The organism is Oceanicaulis sp. (assembly GCA_040112665.1).
GTDB lineage: Bacteria > Pseudomonadota > Alphaproteobacteria > Caulobacterales > Maricaulaceae > Oceanicaulis.
Window position 1 is genome coordinate 1,161,615 of sequence record CP157796.1, and the last position, 15,505, is coordinate 1,177,119.

General features: G+C 69.4%; 13 protein-coding genes. 1 reads left to right on the forward strand and 12 read right to left on the reverse strand.

The features are described 5' to 3' along the window. Positions 1–3: 3 nt before the first annotated feature. Genes ABL308_05495 through ABL308_05545 form a run of 11 tightly spaced genes read right to left on the reverse strand, consistent with a single transcriptional unit; the run spans position 4 to position 11,622 of the window. Positions 4–654: a cytochrome c oxidase subunit 3 gene (locus tag ABL308_05495; protein XBQ17333.1), complete on the reverse strand. Its 651-nt coding sequence runs from the start codon at positions 652–654 to the stop codon at positions 4–6. Continuing rightward, positions 651–2,345 (reverse strand): cbb3-type cytochrome c oxidase subunit I, encoded by a 1,695-nt coding sequence (locus tag ABL308_05500; protein XBQ17334.1) that lies wholly within the window; start codon positions 2,343–2,345, stop codon positions 651–653. The genes ABL308_05495 and ABL308_05500 overlap by 4 nt, the downstream gene beginning before the upstream one ends. Next, on the reverse strand, positions 2,342–3,349 hold the full coding sequence (gene coxB / locus ABL308_05505) for a cytochrome c oxidase subunit II (protein XBQ17335.1): 1,008 nt from the start codon (positions 3,347–3,349) through the stop codon (positions 2,342–2,344). Before coxB ends, ABL308_05500 begins: the two co-directional genes overlap by 4 nt. After that, positions 3,346–4,071 carry an SCO family protein gene (locus ABL308_05510; GenBank protein ID XBQ17336.1) on the reverse strand — a complete coding sequence of 242 codons (726 nt, stop codon included), beginning with the start codon at positions 4,069–4,071 and terminating at the stop codon, positions 3,346–3,348. Before ABL308_05510 ends, coxB begins: the two co-directional genes overlap by 4 nt. After that, complete coding sequence (locus tag ABL308_05515) at positions 4,068–4,517, reverse strand: hypothetical protein (protein XBQ17337.1); 450 nt, start codon at positions 4,515–4,517, stop codon at positions 4,068–4,070. Before ABL308_05515 ends, ABL308_05510 begins: the two co-directional genes overlap by 4 nt. Continuing rightward, positions 4,510–5,538 carry a hypothetical protein gene (locus ABL308_05520; protein ID XBQ17338.1) on the reverse strand — a complete coding sequence of 343 codons (1,029 nt, stop codon included), beginning with the start codon at positions 5,536–5,538 and terminating at the stop codon, positions 4,510–4,512. Before ABL308_05520 ends, ABL308_05515 begins: the two co-directional genes overlap by 8 nt. Then, a complete protein-coding gene (locus ABL308_05525) occupies positions 5,535–6,284 on the reverse strand; it encodes a cytochrome c (GenBank protein XBQ17339.1) in 750 nt (249 codons plus the stop codon). Before ABL308_05525 ends, ABL308_05520 begins: the two co-directional genes overlap by 4 nt. Continuing rightward, complete coding sequence (locus tag ABL308_05530) at positions 6,281–6,805, reverse strand: DUF3341 domain-containing protein (protein ID XBQ17340.1); 525 nt, start codon at positions 6,803–6,805, stop codon at positions 6,281–6,283. The genes ABL308_05525 and ABL308_05530 overlap by 4 nt, the downstream gene beginning before the upstream one ends. Beyond that, on the reverse strand, positions 6,802–8,217 hold the full coding sequence (nrfD, locus tag ABL308_05535) for an NrfD/PsrC family molybdoenzyme membrane anchor subunit (GenBank protein ID XBQ17341.1): 1,416 nt from the start codon (positions 8,215–8,217) through the stop codon (positions 6,802–6,804). Before nrfD ends, ABL308_05530 begins: the two co-directional genes overlap by 4 nt. Continuing rightward, complete coding sequence (locus ABL308_05540; protein ID XBQ17342.1) at positions 8,214–10,967, reverse strand: 4Fe-4S dicluster domain-containing protein; 2,754 nt, start codon at positions 10,965–10,967, stop codon at positions 8,214–8,216. Before ABL308_05540 ends, nrfD begins: the two co-directional genes overlap by 4 nt. Beyond that, on the reverse strand, positions 10,951–11,622 hold the full coding sequence (locus tag ABL308_05545) for a cytochrome c3 family protein (GenBank protein ID XBQ17343.1): 672 nt from the start codon (positions 11,620–11,622) through the stop codon (positions 10,951–10,953). Before ABL308_05545 ends, ABL308_05540 begins: the two co-directional genes overlap by 17 nt. 142 nt (positions 11,623–11,764) lie before the next feature. Between ABL308_05545 and ABL308_05550 the strand changes: the two genes are divergently transcribed. Further along, a complete protein-coding gene (locus ABL308_05550; GenBank protein XBQ17344.1) occupies positions 11,765–14,074 on the forward strand; it encodes a penicillin acylase family protein in 2,310 nt (769 codons plus the stop codon). Positions 14,075–14,435: 361 nt separating this feature from the next. On the opposite strand, the gene ABL308_05555 is transcribed toward ABL308_05550, so the two are convergent. Beyond that, entirely contained in the window at positions 14,436–15,386 is a 951-nt protein-coding gene (locus ABL308_05555) for an IS481 family transposase (GenBank protein ID XBQ17345.1), read from the reverse strand. Positions 15,387–15,505: the final 119 nt, after the last annotated feature.

Genomic DNA, 15,505 nt, shown 5'->3' on the forward strand with positions numbered 1-15,505 from the left:
CGCTCAGCCCACCAGGTAGAGAACGGGAAACAGGAAGATCCAGACCACGTCCACCAGATGCCAGTAGAGCCCGGTGAACTCGACCTCCGGCGCGTTGTCCGGAAGCTTCAGCCAGCGCCGCCATACCCCGACCGCCGCACCTGCGAGCGCGATCACGCCGATCAGAACGTGAATTGCGTGAAGCCCGGTGGCGGCGAAATAGGCGTTGAAGAAGAGCTGCGCGCCGTCTGCTTGAAGCGGGAAGGCGGGGCCGAGCCCGGGGATCAGCCCTTCGTGCAGCTCTGCGCGGTACTCGACCCCGATCTTGATCGCCAGAAACGCCGCGCCGAGCGCCGCTGCGCCCAGGAAGCACGCAGCGACGAGCGCGCGCCGGCGCGCGCCCTCCTTGGCGGCGACCGAGCCCAGCGCGACGAGGGTGGAGGAGACAAGCAAAAGCGCGGTGTTGCCCGTCCCCACCCAGGTCTTCAGATGGCCCGAGGCTTCCGTCGCGCCTTCGGGGTGCAGGGTGCGGATCACGAAGATGGCGAGGAACAGCCCCGCGAAGATCATCGCCTCGGTGGCCAGGAACAGCCACATGCCCATGCGCTGGGCGGTCAGGCGCACCTCGGCGTCTTCATACGGATCGAGGCCGGAGGGATCGGGGGCGGTCTTCATCGCCGGTCCTCCGCAGCCTGGCCTTCCTCGCGGTCGTCCTCGGCCTCGCGCCAGGCGTCGCGCGGCAGCGGTCCTTTGTAGGCGTCTTCCTTGGGGTAGTCGTAGGCTTCGCGGGTGACTTTCACGGGCCCGTGGAAATTATGCTCGGGCGGGGGCGAGCTGACGGTCCATTCCAGCCCCTGCGCGCGCCACGGATTGGGGCCCGCCGGACGGCCGTTATAGAGCGACCAGCCCAGATAGAAGACCGGCAGGAGATAGCCCATCGCCAGGATCGGCGTTCCGGCCGAGCTCAACAGGTGCCAGACCTGAAACTCCGGATCATAGGCGTGGTAGCGCCGCGGCATCCCCAGATAGCCCATGATGAACTGGGGAAAGAAGGTGAGGTTGAACCCGATCCATAAAAGGATCGCCGAGGCCCGCCCCAGATGCTCGTTGTAGAGCCTGCCCGTGACTTTCGGCCACCAGAAATGGACCGCGCCCATGAAGGCGGTCACCGCCGCGCCGACCATGATGTAGTGGAAATGGGCCACCACGAAATAGCTGTCATGCACGTGCAGATCGACCGCCAGCGCCGCCAGGATCACCCCGGTCAGCCCGCCGAACACGAACAATGCGATAAAGCCCAGCGCATAAAGGAAGGGCGTATTCAGCGTGATCCGGCCCTTATAGAGCGTCGCCGCCCAGTTATACGCCTTCACCGCGCTCGGCACCGCGACGAGGAAACTGAGGAAGCTGAACACGATCCCGGCGTACATCGACTGGCCGGTCGTGAACATGTGATGGCCCCAGACCATGAAGCCCAGAATGGCGATGGCGAGGCTTGAGAACGCGATGAACTTGTAGCCGAAGACCCGGTTCCTCGCGCCCGCGGTGACGAGTTCCGAAATCACCCCGAAGGCGGGCAGGATCATGATGTAGACCGCCGGGTGGGAGTAGAACCAGAACAGGTGCTGGAAGAGCAGCGGATCACCGCCCAGCGTCGGGTCGAACACCCCGATCCCGAAAGCGCGCTCGGCCAGGATCAAAAGAAGCGTGATCGCCAGCACGGGCGTGGCCAGCACCATGACCAGGCTCGTGGCGTAGAGCGACCACACGAAGAGCGGCATGCGGAACCAGGTCATGCCCGGCGCGCGCAGCGTGTGGGTGGTGACGATGAAATTGATGCCGGTGAAGATCGAGCTGAAGCCCGAGATGAACACCCCCAGGATGGCCAGCGTCACCCAGCCGTCCGCATAGACCGCGCTGAGCGGTGTGTAGAACGTCCAGCCGGTCTCCAGCCCGCCCAGCCAGATCGCGGCGAGCGTGAAGACGCCGGAGATCATGAACACGTACCAGCTGGCGAGATTGAGCCTTGGGAAGGCGAGGTCCTTCGCGCCCAGCATCAGCGGCAGCAGAAAATTTCCGAACGTGGTCGGGATCAGCGGCACCAGGAAGAACCACACCATGATGACGCCGTGCAGGGTGAAGGCGCGGTTATAGCCTTCGGCCGAAACTACATCGCCTTGCGGGGTCAGCATCTCGATCCGGATCACCGCCGCGCCGGCCGCGCCGATGAAGAAAAAGACGAACAGCGCGGCGGCGTACAAGAGCGCGATCCGCTTGTGGTCGATGGTCAGGAACCAGGACCTGATCGTTTCCTTCGCGGTCAGGAAATTCTCCGACCGGGGCGGGGCGAGCGGGGCGTCGGTCATTCCGCGTCCTCCTCCTCGGCGGGGTCTGACGGGGCGTCTGCACCCATCGCATTTCCGTCCATGCCGTCTTCGGCGGCCATGGACTTGATGAAGGCGACGAGGGCCACAAGCTCGCTCTCCTCGATCACGCCTTCAAAGCTCGGCATGACCGGCTCGTAGCCGGCGACCACGTCGCGCTCGGGCATGAGGATGGAGTCGGTGATGTACTGCTCGTCGGCGATCACGGTCTCGCCGCGCTCAAGCGGCACCGGCCGGCGGTAGAGATGGGCGAGATCGGGGGCGCGCACCGCCGCATTCGGGCCGTGACAGCCCGAGCATCCCAGATCGCGATAGAGCCGTTCGCCGGCCTCGGCCAGGGTCGGGCCGGCGTCGAAGGCGGCGAGCCAGGCTTCGAATTCGGCAGGCTCCAGAACCACGAGCTCGCCCGTCATGCGGCTGTGGCTCACCCCGCAGAACTCCGTACACCGAAGATCATAGACGCCGGGCTCCTCGGCCTCGAACCAGAGCGAGGTGGTCAGTCCCGGCACGACGTCCTGCCGGATCCTGAGCGGCGGCAGGAACAGCGAGTGAATGACGTCCTGGCTTGTCAGCACCACGCGCACCGGCTCGCCGGCGGGCACGGTCAGCCGGTTGATCTCGCGCTGACCGCCGGGATGCTCGAACTTCCACATCCATTGCAGCCCCACGCCGTAGACCTCGCGCGCGTCGGGGGGCGGGTGGTGCTGGTCGCGATAAAGCCCGGCCGACCAGACGAAGAAGGCCAGCGTCAGAAGGAAGGGCAGGATCATCCAGCCCCATTCCAGCCAGGCGGAGCCGTGATGGGGTTGCTGGCGGTCCGGCCCGTCATTGGAGCGCCGGTAGCGCCAGGCGAAGGCGACCAGCGCCACCCCGATCGGCACGGCCAGCGCCCAGATCAGCGCGAAGAAGCTGATCGCCAGCGCGTCGACGTTTTCCGCGTGCGCGCTGATCGCTTCAGGCCAGAATTTGATCCCCGCCCAGCTCATGAGCGCCTCCTGAGCTGGCCGAGCACGTAGCCGCCGAGCAAAAGCACGGTCAGCGCGCCGGCGATCTGCAGGATGAGGAGGATGCGCGGGGTGTAGACCCCGGTCTCCGGATCGAACCGCCAGCACAGAAGCAGGGCGCGTTCGAGCACGCCGCCGATCGACCCGTTCGAGGCTTCGGTCAGCGCCCGGCGCAGCTGATCGGCGGAGAGCCCCTGCGGGCCGAGCCAGCGCGACACCTCGCCGTCGGGGGTCAGCACCGCGAGCGCGGCCGGGTGGGCGAATTCCTCCGAAGCCGGATCGAAGCGGCGGCCATAGCCGAGCGCGTCCAGCACGGCTTCGGCGTCTCCGCCCCAGGCCATGACCGCGCCTTCGGCCGCCCCGTCGGGCGCGGCGGACTGAACGCGCTGATAGGCGGCGTCGGCGGTCGCTTCGTCGTCGCGCGGATCGAAGCTCAGGAAGACGAGCGCGGCGTCCTCGCCGGGCGTGAGGCCGGCTTCGAGGAAGGATCGCGCCAGGCGCTGCTCTGTCAGTCCGCATACGGTCGGACAGGTGAAATAGACCGGCGCGAGCGCCACCGGACGCCCCCTCAGGCTCAGTAGATCGAGCGGTCCATCCAGCGTCTGCACCCGGCCGGACGGCAGGCGGTCGCCGGGCAGGGGCGACGTGTCGATCTCCGGGTTCGCGGCGCTCAGCGCAGCGAGGGCGAGAAGGGTCGCGATCATGGCTCGTCCTCCCCGCCCGCGTCAGCCTCGCGCGGTTCGGCGGGCGTCGGCCTGAGATCGGCTTCGCGGGGCAGGCCGTCCGCCGGCGCCGGCGCGTCTTCCTCGGCGCGGATCTCGTAGGCCCGGCTGGGGGTCAGCGTTCCCTCGCGCCAGCCCGCCTGCACGGTCGACCGCATCGCCGCGTCGATGCCGGGCCCGCGCGCGAGCCAGGCCGCGTCGCGCACCTCGATCGCCTCGCGCACCTCTTCGGGCCGGCGCTTCAGGCGCGGGCCTTCGTCGGAGCGGGCGGCCCACAGCGCTTCTGCGCTGGGCGTGTCGGTGTCGCTGACGAAGTATGCGAACAGCAGAACCAGCACGGCCGCGATCGCGATCGCCGGAACGACCGTGAACAGAAGGATGTTGCGGACCGGGACGTCGTCGGCTTCGTGTGCGGGACGATCAGGCATGGGCCGCCTCCCGTCTGCGCCGGCTGGAATAGACGAGCGCGCCGAGCCCCGCGAAGAGCGCCAGCCAGCCGGTGAGCGCCGCCCACCAGCCCGGCGTGGGATCGAGATCGGGCGCGGTCCGCCAGATCGTCTCCAGCCCCACGCCCACCGCCACCCCTCCGGCGGTCGTGACCAGCCCGCGCGAGCGCTTGCGGACCGGGCGGATCAGAAGCAGGAAGGCGCGCGCGAAGAGCATCGCGTAGACGAAGATAACGATCAGCCAGACGCCCTGATTGCGCGCCAGGAACCACTCGGCGTAGCGCGGCAGATCGCCCGACCAGATGATCAGATACTGGAAGAAGGCGTGATAGCCCCATAGCGCGCAGGCGCCGAACAGAAGCCAGACCGGCCGTCCGGCCACGGACTCCGCCTCGTCGGTCGTCAGCACGCGCGCTGTGATCGCCACGCCCAGCGCGGCCGCCGCCTGGCCTGCGATGACGTAGAGCCCGAAGATCGTGGAGTTGAACGCCGCATCGAGGCTCATCGAGATGTCGAGCGCGAAGAAGCTCGCCGCCAGCGTGACCGGGATGGCGACGAGCCCGGCGACCGGCTGCGAGCCGAGCCGGCCCGTGGCCAGCGCGAGCGCCGCGCCCGACAGGATCGCCAGCCAGACGATTTGGCGCAGCGCGAACCAGAGCGGCTCCTGCCACGCGCCGCGCGGCTCGACCCAGTGCGCGGCGTCTTCGCCGGGGCTGATCCAGGGGTAGAGCTCGCCCAGCCCGAACAGGACCGGGATCACCCCCAGCGACAACACCGGCAGGGAGAGCAGCAGAAGCCGGATCGGCTGGGCGATCTTCTCCGTCCACGGACCGGGCGCGAGCGCCATGGTCAGCCCGGCGAACACCGCCCCGATCGGCGCGGCGATCAGGACGAGCCAGGCGGTCAGCCAGGCGCGCAGCAGCGCGGCGGGCTCGACCAGGGCGGCGAAGACCAGCCCGATCGCGCCCAGCACGAAGATCAGAGCGGCGACGATCCGGGTCATGGGGCGCCTCCTTCCATCGCGGATGGACGCTCGGCGGTCCCTGCTCGCCCACCCGTCGGCACGACGCCGGAGACGTCGCGCGCCCCCCACCCCGACCCTCCCCCGAGGGGGAGGGAGGGGCGAAGCGGGACCGTCGTGTTGTCACTTGACGCGCTTTCGGGACCGTCGCTGGCGGGTCCGGGCGTGTCCGGATCGACCGCCCCTCCCTCCCCTTGAGGGGAGGGCCGGGGTGGGGTGAAGGCGGCCGGCTCGGCGCCGGCCGCATCCAGCGGCTCGATCCGCGCTCCCAGGCGCTGCAGCGCCTGCACGTAGGCGGCCACCGCCCAGCGGTCCTCGGGGGCGACGCGGTTGGCGTAGGGGTACATCACCCCGTAGCCGTTGGTGATCACGGCGACGACATATTCCGGCGCGGCCTGCCTCAGGCGCTCGGAGTGGTAGCTCGGCGGGGCGGGATAGCCGCGCGCGACGATGATCCCGTCGCCGCGCCCGGTCCGCCCGTGACACAGCGCGCAGACCCGGTCGTAGACGACCTGGCCGCGCTCGATCAGCGCCGGGGTGAGCTCGGGCCGGGTTTCAAGGATGCGCAGGCGTTCCAGCGTGCCGCGCGCCACCGCGCCGTCGGGCGGATGCCGGCCCAGGGCGGCGGTTTCCGCCTCCCAGGTCTCGAGCTTTTCCTGCTCGATCATGCGCTGCTCGCAGGCGGCGAGCGTCAGCGCGGCGGCGAGGATGAGCGCGATCCGGCTCATGAGCCCGCCTCGTGCATGGCGGCGGGGCCAGTGCGTTCGAGTGCGGCTTTCGCCTCCGAGAATTGCGGATCGCGGGCGAACACGGCCAGGAAGAAGCGGTCCTCGCTGGCGCGGGAGAACCCCTCCACGCCGAACAGCGGATGGTGCAGCCGGGGCAGCTCGGTGGTCCTGAACAGGCCGATCACCGCGCCTAAGCAGCCGAACAGCACGCCGAGCTCGAAGCTCGGCACCATGAAGGCCGGCCAGGAAAACAGAGGCCGACCGCCGACATTGAGCGGATACTGAAACACGTTCTGGCCCACCGTGATCGCCATGCCCAGCGTCAGCCCGAACAGCGTGCCGCCCAGCGCCCACAGGTCGACACGGCGGTTCTTCAGCGGCTGCAGCGGCTCCAGCCCCTCGATCGGCATGGGGGCGTAGGCTTCCATCGCCTCGAAGCCCTCGCGTTTCATCGCGGCGACCGCCTCGGTCAGCGCTTCGGGCTTTTCGAACTCGGCGAGAACGGCGAAGGGCTGGCTCATCGCGGCCCCTCCGGTTCGCCGCGCTCGACTGGATCGTCGGGATGGTGGACGACCTCCTTGATCTCGAAGATGGAGATCATCGGCAGGAAGCGGATGAACAGGAAGAACAGCCAGCCGAACAGGCCGATCGAGCCTAGAAACAGTGTCCATTCCCAGAAGCTCGGCCAGTAATCGCCGAAGCTCGAGGGCAGGTAGTCGCGCGCCAGCGCGGAGACTACGAGCATGTAGCGCTCGCACCACATGCCCGCGCTCACCGCCAGCCCCACGAGGAAGAGGACGAGCGGGCTGCGCCGGAAGCGGGGAAACCAGAACAGCTGGATCGAGGCGAAGTTCAGGACGATCGCGCCCCAGTACGCCCACGCCCAGGGACCGAACAGCCGGTCTACCGCGGTGTTGCGCTCGAAGCTGTCGGAGGAATACCACGCGCCCCACAGCTCCAGCACGTAGCCGTAGCTGGTCATCAGGCCCGAGACGAGCAGCATCACCGCGATCATCGACAGGTGCCGGTCGTTGATCAGGTGCTGCAGCCGGAAGCCCGAGCGCAGCAGCACCGCCAGGATCGCCACCACCGCGAAGCCCGAAAACACCGCGCCGAGCACGAAATAGGGCGGGAAGATCGTGGTGTGCCAGCCGGGTATCGGACCGCCGGCGAGCAGCATGGACACGCCTGAATGCACGCTGACCACCAGCGGCAGGGCGAAGCCGGCGAGGATCAGATAGCTGCGCCGCCAGCGCGTCCAGCTGGTCGTCGAGCCTTTCCAGCCCATCGCCAGCACGCCGTAGAGCACCTGGCCGAACCGGTCGCGCGCCCGATCGCGCAATAAAGCGAGGTCGGGCAGCATGCCGACATACCAGAACATCAGCGAGACCAGCGCGTAGCTGGTGATCGCGAAGATGTCCCACTCCAGCGGGCTTCGGTATTGCGGGCCCAGCCCCAGCTGGTTGGGGTGGGGGATCAGCCAGAACAGAAGATGCGGCCGGCCCAGATGCAGGACCGGATAGGTCGCCGCGCAGATCACCGCGAACAGCGTCATCGCCTCTGCGAAGCGGTTCAGCGAGGTGCGCCAGGCCGCCCCGGTCATCAGGAGCAGGGTGGAGATCAGCGTGCCCGCGTGGCCGATGCCGATCCACCAGACCACGTTGGTGATCGCGAGCCCCCAGCCGACGGGAATGTTGATCCCCCACACCCCTACGCCGCGGCTCAGCAGCACCACGATCGAGACCAGCCACAGCACCACGAGCCCTGAGCAGATCCCGAACCCGATCGCCCATCTCAGCCGGGTGGGATGGTTGAGCGTGATGCCGGCGATCTCCCGGCCCACCTCCGAGATGGTGAAGCGGCTGGAGACCGGCTGGCCGGGGCTGACCGCGGCTTCGGGGCCCTGATTGGCGGGAGTGTCGGCCGGGCTCATCCATGACCCTCCCCGCCGTCTTCAGCCCGCGGCGAGACGCGCGCGAGATAGCTCGTGCGCGGGCGCACGCCGAGCTCGGCCAGAAGATCGTAGGCGCGCGCATCGGCCTTGTTCTTCGCCACCTCGGTTTCGGGCGCGGACTGGTCGCCGAAGACGATCGCGCTGGTGGGGCAGGCGGCCTGGCAAGCGGTCTCGATCTCGCCGGGCTCGATCGCCCGGTCCTCGCGGCGCGCGGCGATGTCGGCGGCCTGGATGCGCTGGACGCAATAGGTGCACTTCTCCATCACCCCGCGGGCGCGCACGGTGACTTCGGGGTTGCGCCTGGGCTCGGGATCGGAGGGCTCGCGGTCGGGCCAGTCGTGGAAATTGAACCGGCGGACCTTGTAGGGGCAGTAGGCCTGGCAGGTCCGCGTGCCGATGCAGCGATTATAGACCTGAAGATTGAGCCCGTCGGGCGAGTGCACGGTGGCGTTCACCGGGCAGCCCATCTCGCACGGCGCCTGCTCGCAATGCATGCAGGGCACGGGCTGGAAGACGATGTCGGGATTTTCGTCGGCGCCTTCATAGTACCGGTCGACCCTGATCCAGTGCATCTCCCGGCCCTTGGCGACCTCGTCCTCGCCGACGACGGACACGTTGTTCTCGCTCTGGCAGGCGGTCATGCAGGCATTGCAGCCGATGCACAGATCGAGATCGATCGTCATCGCCCATTCCTGATCGCCGTCGGTCCACCTGGGATACAGGGAGGATCCGTGGTCGAGACCGTGGTCGACCTTCCCGCCCGGCGGGACCGTTCGTACGAAATGATGGCCGTCCATGGCGTGGTGATGCTGGGTGGTGACGATCCGCGCTTGCCCGCCGCCGGGCCGCACCGATCCCGAAAGCCGGAAGGGGCGGCCGCGCTCGGTGAGCCGCCAGGCGTCATAACCCCGCCCCTCGCCATGCCCGGCGCCGTGCTTGCGGCCGTAGCCCACCGTCAGACCGATCACGCCCGCGGCCAGGCCCGGCTGGATCGAGACGGGTGCGGACAATGTCCCGGCGCCGGCCGTGATCTCGACCATGTCGCCGTCCTGAAGCTCCAGCCTTGCGGCGTCCGCCGGGCTGATGCGCGCAGCGTTGCGCCAGACGGTCTTGGTCAGCGGCTTGGGCAGTTCCTGAAGCCAGATGTTTGCCGAAAACCGCCCGTCCCAGACAGACGGGTCGGGCGTGACGACGATCTCGAACTCGCCGTCCTCTTCGCGGGTCTCCGCAGCGATGTTCCGTATACGGAGCGCAGGGGCGGGCGGGGCGCTCACCGGCACGGCGCCGTCATGCACCGCTTTCAGCCAGCCCGCCTGCCCGCCCAGCGGCGCGTCCCAGGTCTCCCGCACGATGGCGAGATCGTCGGCGGGGCCTTGCGCGGCGAGCCGGGCGAGCAGGCCGTGCAGGGTGAACAGATCCGCGCCCGGCCGCGCCAGAGGCTGGCAGATCACCGGCGTGCCGTCGGCGGCCTGACCGTCGCTCCAGCTCTCGTAAGGGTGGGCGAGCGGAGCGAACCAGTCTGCGAACAGGCTCGTCTCGTCGCGCTCGAAGCCCGCCGCGATCACCGTGCCGGCGCGCCCGATCAGCGCGGCCATGTCCAGATCGCCCGGCGCGGCGTAGACCGGGTTCGCCCCGGCGATCAGCAGCGTGTCGACTTCGCCGGCCTCGAGCTCGGCCAGAAGCGTCTCGACGGGAAGGGTCTCGCCATAGTCGAGCACGGGGGCGGGCGGGGCGACATCGCCCAGCGCCTCCACCCGGTCGCGCAGCGCCGGGCTGAGCGCGTCTCCGGCCAGCACCTGCGCATCGCCGGCTGCGAGCGCCGCCCGCGCCGCATCGACGAACGATCGTTCGATTGATGAAAGCTCGCCGCCCTCGCCGATCAGCGCCGCCGCGACTGCATCGAGCCTTCCGGCCTTCACCGGCAGCCTCAGATCGCTGCGCGCGCCGGTCAGCGTGGGTTCGGGTTCGGCGACGAGGAGGCGGGTGACCGCGCCGGCTTCGCGCGCCGCGATCCGCGCCTGCGCCCAGCGCCGGGCCTCACAGGTCTGCAGCGGTCCGGGCCCAAGCGGGTCCGCGCCCAGGCTGATCACGCTGCGCGCGCCGGCCAGCGCAGGGGCCTGGGGCGGACCTTCGGGAAAGGCGGGCTCCCATTCCGTCCGCGCGGCGTCCGGATAGGCGGCCTGAAGCTGCTCGATCTGCCGGTGCAGCGTCGGCGAGGTCGACGCGCCTGTGAGGATCCTAAGCTTCGCCCCGGCCTTCCAGCGCGCCCGCGCGCCATAGAGCATGCGCTCGAAATCGGCGGGGCTGGCGATGCGGTTCTCCCGGCGCAGCGCGGTCGCCCGGCCCGGATCGTAGAGCGAGAGGATCGAAGCGATGGTGAAGGGATCGGCTGCCCCGCCGCTGGCGGGATGGTCGGGATTGCCTTCCAGCGTCACCGGCCGGCCTTCGCGCACGGTGGCGAGCACGGGCTGGACGACGCCGGAAATCATGAACCCTGTCGCATACCGCCGCGCCTGGCTGGGCGTCACGCCGGCGGGTTCGCGTACGTAAGGCACGGCCGATTGCGGCGGGTCTCCGCAAGCCGAAAGCGCGGCCATGGCCCCCAGGCTTCCCAGCGCCAGCGCCTCTCGCCGGCTCGCGCCCGTAGCGGAGGGTTCGGGCGCAGGCGCGTCCGGGGTCTCGCCGGGGGTGCGGCGCTGGATCGGGAGCGGCTTACCGGTGGCAGACATTGCAGCTGTCCAGCTCGCCGGGCGACTGCACCCGCGCTGCGGCCATGAAGGAGACGAGCCGTCCGGTCTCGCCGCCATGAGGATCGGCGTGAGGGTCTGGATCGTACACGCGATCGAGCGGCACGAGTTCGCCTTCGGGATCGCGGTGGCAATCGAGACACCAGCGCATGGTCATCGGCTCGACCTGCTGGATCAGCGCCATGTCTGTCACGTCGCCGTGGCAGGTCGCGCACGGCACGCCCGCGCCGACATGAACCGAGTGGTTGAAGTACACGAAGTCCGGCAGGTCGTGGACGCGGTTCCAGGCGATGGGCGTATCGGTCAGAAGGCTCTCGCGCACCGGCGCCAGCGGCTCGGCGGCGGTCCAGATCTGCGAGTGGCAAGCCATGCAGGTCTGGGTCGGCGGCAGACCGGCGCTGGCGGCGGTCTCCGCGCTGACATGACAGTTCACGCACGCGATCCCCAGCTCGCCGGCGTGGTGGCGGTGGCTGAACGGGACCGGCTGCTGCTCGGCGATCCGGAGGTCTGCGCTGAAATCGGTCGGCTGCACGGCTGTAAATGCGAGCACGGCGAGCGCGGCGGGTATGAGCCCCGCCAGCGCCGTCAGCCCCAGCCTCAGCCAGGAATCGGCGCTGCGGGTGAAAATCTGCGGCATGCGCGGCGCGCGGCGTGCGTCCCCTGAGGCTTGGTGTCCTGATCGAACGCCGCCGCCTTCGCTTGGTTCCGCCTCGCCGCGAGGCGGTCTAAGCTCGTCGCAAAGCGCCGCAGGACGATAAAGACATCGGGGAGGCCCCTTCATGACCATCCGCATCACGGCCGCTGCGGCGGCGGCGCTGTTCGCGTCAGGCTGCATCCATCTTCAGGGGCGCGACGGCGCAGACGGCGCGGACGGTCCCGATCACGCGGCCGCGCCGCAATACAGCGCCGAGATCCTGCGCGACGCCTACGGCGTGCCGCGCGTGGTCGCGCCGGACTGGGCGGGGCTGGGCTACGGCTCGGGCTATGCGGCGGCGCAGGACAATCTCTGCCTCATCGCGGAGCGCGCCATCACCGTGCGCGGCGAACGCGCGGCGTTCCTCGGCGCGGGCGAGAACGACGCGAACATCGCCAGCGACCTCTTCCATCGCGCGCGGGCCGATGAGGCGACCATCACCGCGATCCTGAACGGGCCGGCGGGGTCGATCGACACGCCCAGCGAGACGGCGCGCGATTACATCGCCGGCTTCGCGGCCGGGGTGAACCGTGTGATCGCCGAGGGCGGCACGAACGATCCGGCGTGTGCGGGGGCGGACTGGGTCCGGCCGGTCAGCGAAACCGACATCTGGTTGGGCGCGCTGACCCTGCCTTTCGGAAACCCGATCGAGGCGATCGCGGCGGCCCGTCCGCCGGAAGGCGGCATGGCCAGCCTCAGCGAAGCGCGCGTCGAGGACATGCTGGCCGAGCGCGACGGCATGGGCTCGAACGCCTACGCCATCGGCAGGGACGCCACGCGCGGGCAGGCCCGGGCGGTGTTGCTGGGCAATCCGCACTATCCCTGGAACGGCGCGCTGCGCTTTTACCGGATCGGCCTGACCATTCCCGGCGAGGTGGACGTGGTCGGCGCCGGGCTGATCACCACGCCTTTCGTCGGCATCGGCCACACCGAGACCATCGCCTGGACGCACACCGTCTCCACCGCGCGCCGCTTCGGGTATTTCGAGCTGACCCTCGATCCCGAAGACCCGACCCGCTACCGCGTGGGCGACGAGTGGCGGGACATGACCGAGCGGCGGTTCGAGATCGAGGTCGCCGGCGGAGAGCCCGTGACCCGCTCGGTCTACGCCACCGAGTTCGGCCCGGTGATCGCCACCGAACGCCTGCCCTGGACGGCCGAGCGCGCCTACGCCTTCGCCGCGCCGTCTTCAGGCTTGCGGATCATCGATCAGTACATCGCGATCTACGCGGCGCAGGACGTTCCCGAGCTGCACGGCGCGCTGGCGCGCTACCAGGCGACCGCGTTCAACACCATGGCGGTCGATTCCGGCGGTCTGGCGTTTTACGGCGATATGGGCCTTGTCCCGAACGTCTCGGCCGAACTCGCCGAAGCGTGCTCGGCCAGCGAGACCGCGATGGGATTCTGGGCCGCTGCGCGCATTCCGGTGCTCGACGCGTCGAACCCCGATTGCCGCTGGGCGGACGCTGACGACGCGGTTCAGCCCGGCGTGTTCGGCCCGTCCGGCGCGCCCCATCTCATCCGCACCGACTATATCGCCCAGTCCAACGACTCCCCCTGGCTGACCAATCCGGAAAGCCCGATCACCGGTCTCAGCCCGATCTGGGGCGATGAAGCCACCCCGCGCAGCCTGCGCACGCGCCTGGCGCTCGATCAGATCCGCGACCGGCTGAGCGGCGCGGACGGGCTCGGCGAACCCGGTTTCGACATCGGGACGGTGCAGGCGATCATGTACGCGAACCGCCATTACGGCGGGGAGCTTCTGCGCGACGACGCGGTGACCGCATGCCGCGCGGCCGGCGCTCCCGAGCTCGAACCGCTGTGCGCGGCCTTCGAGGGCTGGGACCTCAAAGCGAACCGCGACAGCACCGGGGCGCACGCCTTCTCGCTCTTCCTCCTGAACGGCGGAGCGGGGGCGCTGACCGGCGATTTCGACCCGGCCCGCGCGATCGACACGCCGACCGCGCTCGATGCGTCCAGCCCGGCGGTGCTCGACGCCCTGCGGACCACCGCAGGCCAGCTCGCCGCGCTCCAGATCGCGCCGGACGCGGCGCTGGGAACCGTCTTCGGCGAGACCCGCGGCGAACGTGTGATCCCGCTTCACGGCGGACCGGCGGGGACGGGCGTCTTCAACATGATGATCCCCAAGGACCCGGTCCCCGGTGCGGGCTGGACGGCCATGCAGCACGGCTCGAGCTGGATCATGACGGTGCAGTTCGGTTCAGGCGGCGTGCGCAGCGAAGGCGTGCTCACCTACTCGCAATCCACCGATCCGAATTCGGCCCATTACGGAGATCAGACCGAGCTGTTCTCGGAAAAAGGCTGGGCGCCGATCCATCATGATCTCGACGCGGCGCGCGCGGCGGCGGTGTCGGTGATCGAAGTGGGGGAGTAGGGAGTCCGGTTTTCGGCCACCGGCGCTCGACGATCCCTTCCAGGGCCTGCCGGCCCGTTCGCCGCCTTCAATCGATCCCCGGATCGATTGATGCGCTACGCGCAACGGCGCTCACCCCCGCCCCCGGCCTTCGGCCGGACCCTCCCCGTCAAGGGGAGGGAAGGAGGTCCGGCGCACTAGGGAGCGGAAGCCGATCGCCGAGAGAAAATTCCCTCCCCCTTTGCGGGGAGGGTGGGCCGGCGCGTAGCGCCGGGCCGGGTGGGGGAGCGCCGAGCTTTCAGGAGACAGCGCTCTACGATCCGTTCCAGGGCCTGCCGGCCCGTTCGCCGCCTTCAATCGATCCACCGGATCGATTGATGCGCTAGGTGTGATGTCTCACGACGTTGTTCAGGTCTGAGAGCGCCTGGAGCGGCGTGCGTCGATTGAGAGCGTAGTGCCTTCGGCAGGTGTTGTAACGCCGGATCCAGTTCGGCAGGTCTTCGCGCCTTGCCTCGGCTGAGGGGAAGGGTGCGGCGTAGGCCCATTCTCTCAGCATGGACTGGATGAAGCGCTCGGCCTTGCCGTTGGTCTTCGGCGTGTAAGGCCGGGTGCGGATATGGCGCAGGCCCAGCCGGCGCACGGTGCGGGCGAAGAGCTTTGAGACATAGGCCGAGCCGTTGTCGCTCATCACCCGCTCCACGCCGACGCCCTGATCGCGATACCATCGCACTGCGCGCACCAGGAAGCCTGCTGCGCTGGCCCGGCGCTCGTCAGGCAGCACCTCGGCATAGGCCAGACGCGTGGCGTCGTCGATCGCGACATGGACGAAGTCCCAGCCCGCGCCTGTGTTGCGGTTGCCGGCGCGCACCTTGGTGATGCGGTGGCCGGGCCGGGCGAACCGGCCCAGCTTCTTGATGTCGATATGGATCAGCTCGCCAGGCCGGTCGCGCTGATAGCGCCGCACCGGCTCGGTCGGCCCCAGCCGGGCGAGCCGCGACAGGCCCGCCTCGGCCAGCCAGCGCGCCACGCTGGAGCGGGCCAGGCGCAGCGCTTCGGCGATCTGCTCGCCGGTCATCTTGAAGGTCCGCCGCATCAGCAGCGCCGCCTCGCGATAGCGCGGCGCGACCGCGCGCGGCGAGCGAAGCGGGCGGCTCGACCGGTTCGCCAGCCCCGCCTCGCCCTCCGCCCTGAAGCGAGAGAGCCACTTGAAAACCGTGCGCGGCGAAACGCCGAACGCCGCCGCGATCTCACGCACCGGCACGCCCGCTTCGCGCCGAGCCACCATCGAGGCTCGCGCATACCGCGTCGTTCTGGCATTGATATGACTGTTCATCCGGGCTCCCCCTGTCAGCTAGCTGTCTCGCAACAACCAGCTTCAGGCGGTCAGTCCGGATGAACAACCTTATGAGAGATCACAGCTAGGCGCACCGGCGCTCACCCCCACCCCCGCCC

What these genes read in the sequence shown, in the direction of transcription:
- ABL308_05525 (XBQ17339.1), bottom strand. Translation starts at nt 6,284, where the DNA reads ATGAGCCGGATCGCGCTCATCCTCGCCGCCGCGCTGACGCTCGCCGCC.
- ABL308_05515 (XBQ17337.1), bottom strand. Translation starts at nt 4,517, where the DNA reads ATGCCTGATCGTCCCGCACACGAAGCCGACGACGTCCCGGTCCGCAAC.
- ABL308_05550 (XBQ17344.1), top strand. Translation starts at nt 11,765, where the DNA reads ATGACCATCCGCATCACGGCCGCTGCGGCGGCGGCGCTGTTCGCGTCA.
- nrfD (XBQ17341.1), bottom strand. Translation starts at nt 8,217, where the DNA reads ATGAGCCCGGCCGACACTCCCGCCAATCAGGGCCCCGAAGCCGCGGTC.
- ABL308_05540 (XBQ17342.1), bottom strand. Translation starts at nt 10,967, where the DNA reads ATGTCTGCCACCGGTAAGCCGCTCCCGATCCAGCGCCGCACCCCCGGC.
- ABL308_05545 (XBQ17343.1), bottom strand. Translation starts at nt 11,622, where the DNA reads ATGCCGCAGATTTTCACCCGCAGCGCCGATTCCTGGCTGAGGCTGGGG.
- ABL308_05530 (XBQ17340.1), bottom strand. Translation starts at nt 6,805, where the DNA reads ATGAGCCAGCCCTTCGCCGTTCTCGCCGAGTTCGAAAAGCCCGAAGCG.
- ABL308_05500 (XBQ17334.1), bottom strand. Translation starts at nt 2,345, where the DNA reads ATGACCGACGCCCCGCTCGCCCCGCCCCGGTCGGAGAATTTCCTGACC.
- ABL308_05495 (XBQ17333.1), bottom strand. Translation starts at nt 654, where the DNA reads ATGAAGACCGCCCCCGATCCCTCCGGCCTCGATCCGTATGAAGACGCC.
- ABL308_05520 (XBQ17338.1), bottom strand. Translation starts at nt 5,538, where the DNA reads ATGACCCGGATCGTCGCCGCTCTGATCTTCGTGCTGGGCGCGATCGGG.
- ABL308_05510 (XBQ17336.1), bottom strand. Translation starts at nt 4,071, where the DNA reads ATGATCGCGACCCTTCTCGCCCTCGCTGCGCTGAGCGCCGCGAACCCG.
- coxB (XBQ17335.1), bottom strand. Translation starts at nt 3,349, where the DNA reads ATGAGCTGGGCGGGGATCAAATTCTGGCCTGAAGCGATCAGCGCGCAC.
- ABL308_05555 (XBQ17345.1), bottom strand. Translation starts at nt 15,386, where the DNA reads ATGAACAGTCATATCAATGCCAGAACGACGCGGTATGCGCGAGCCTCG.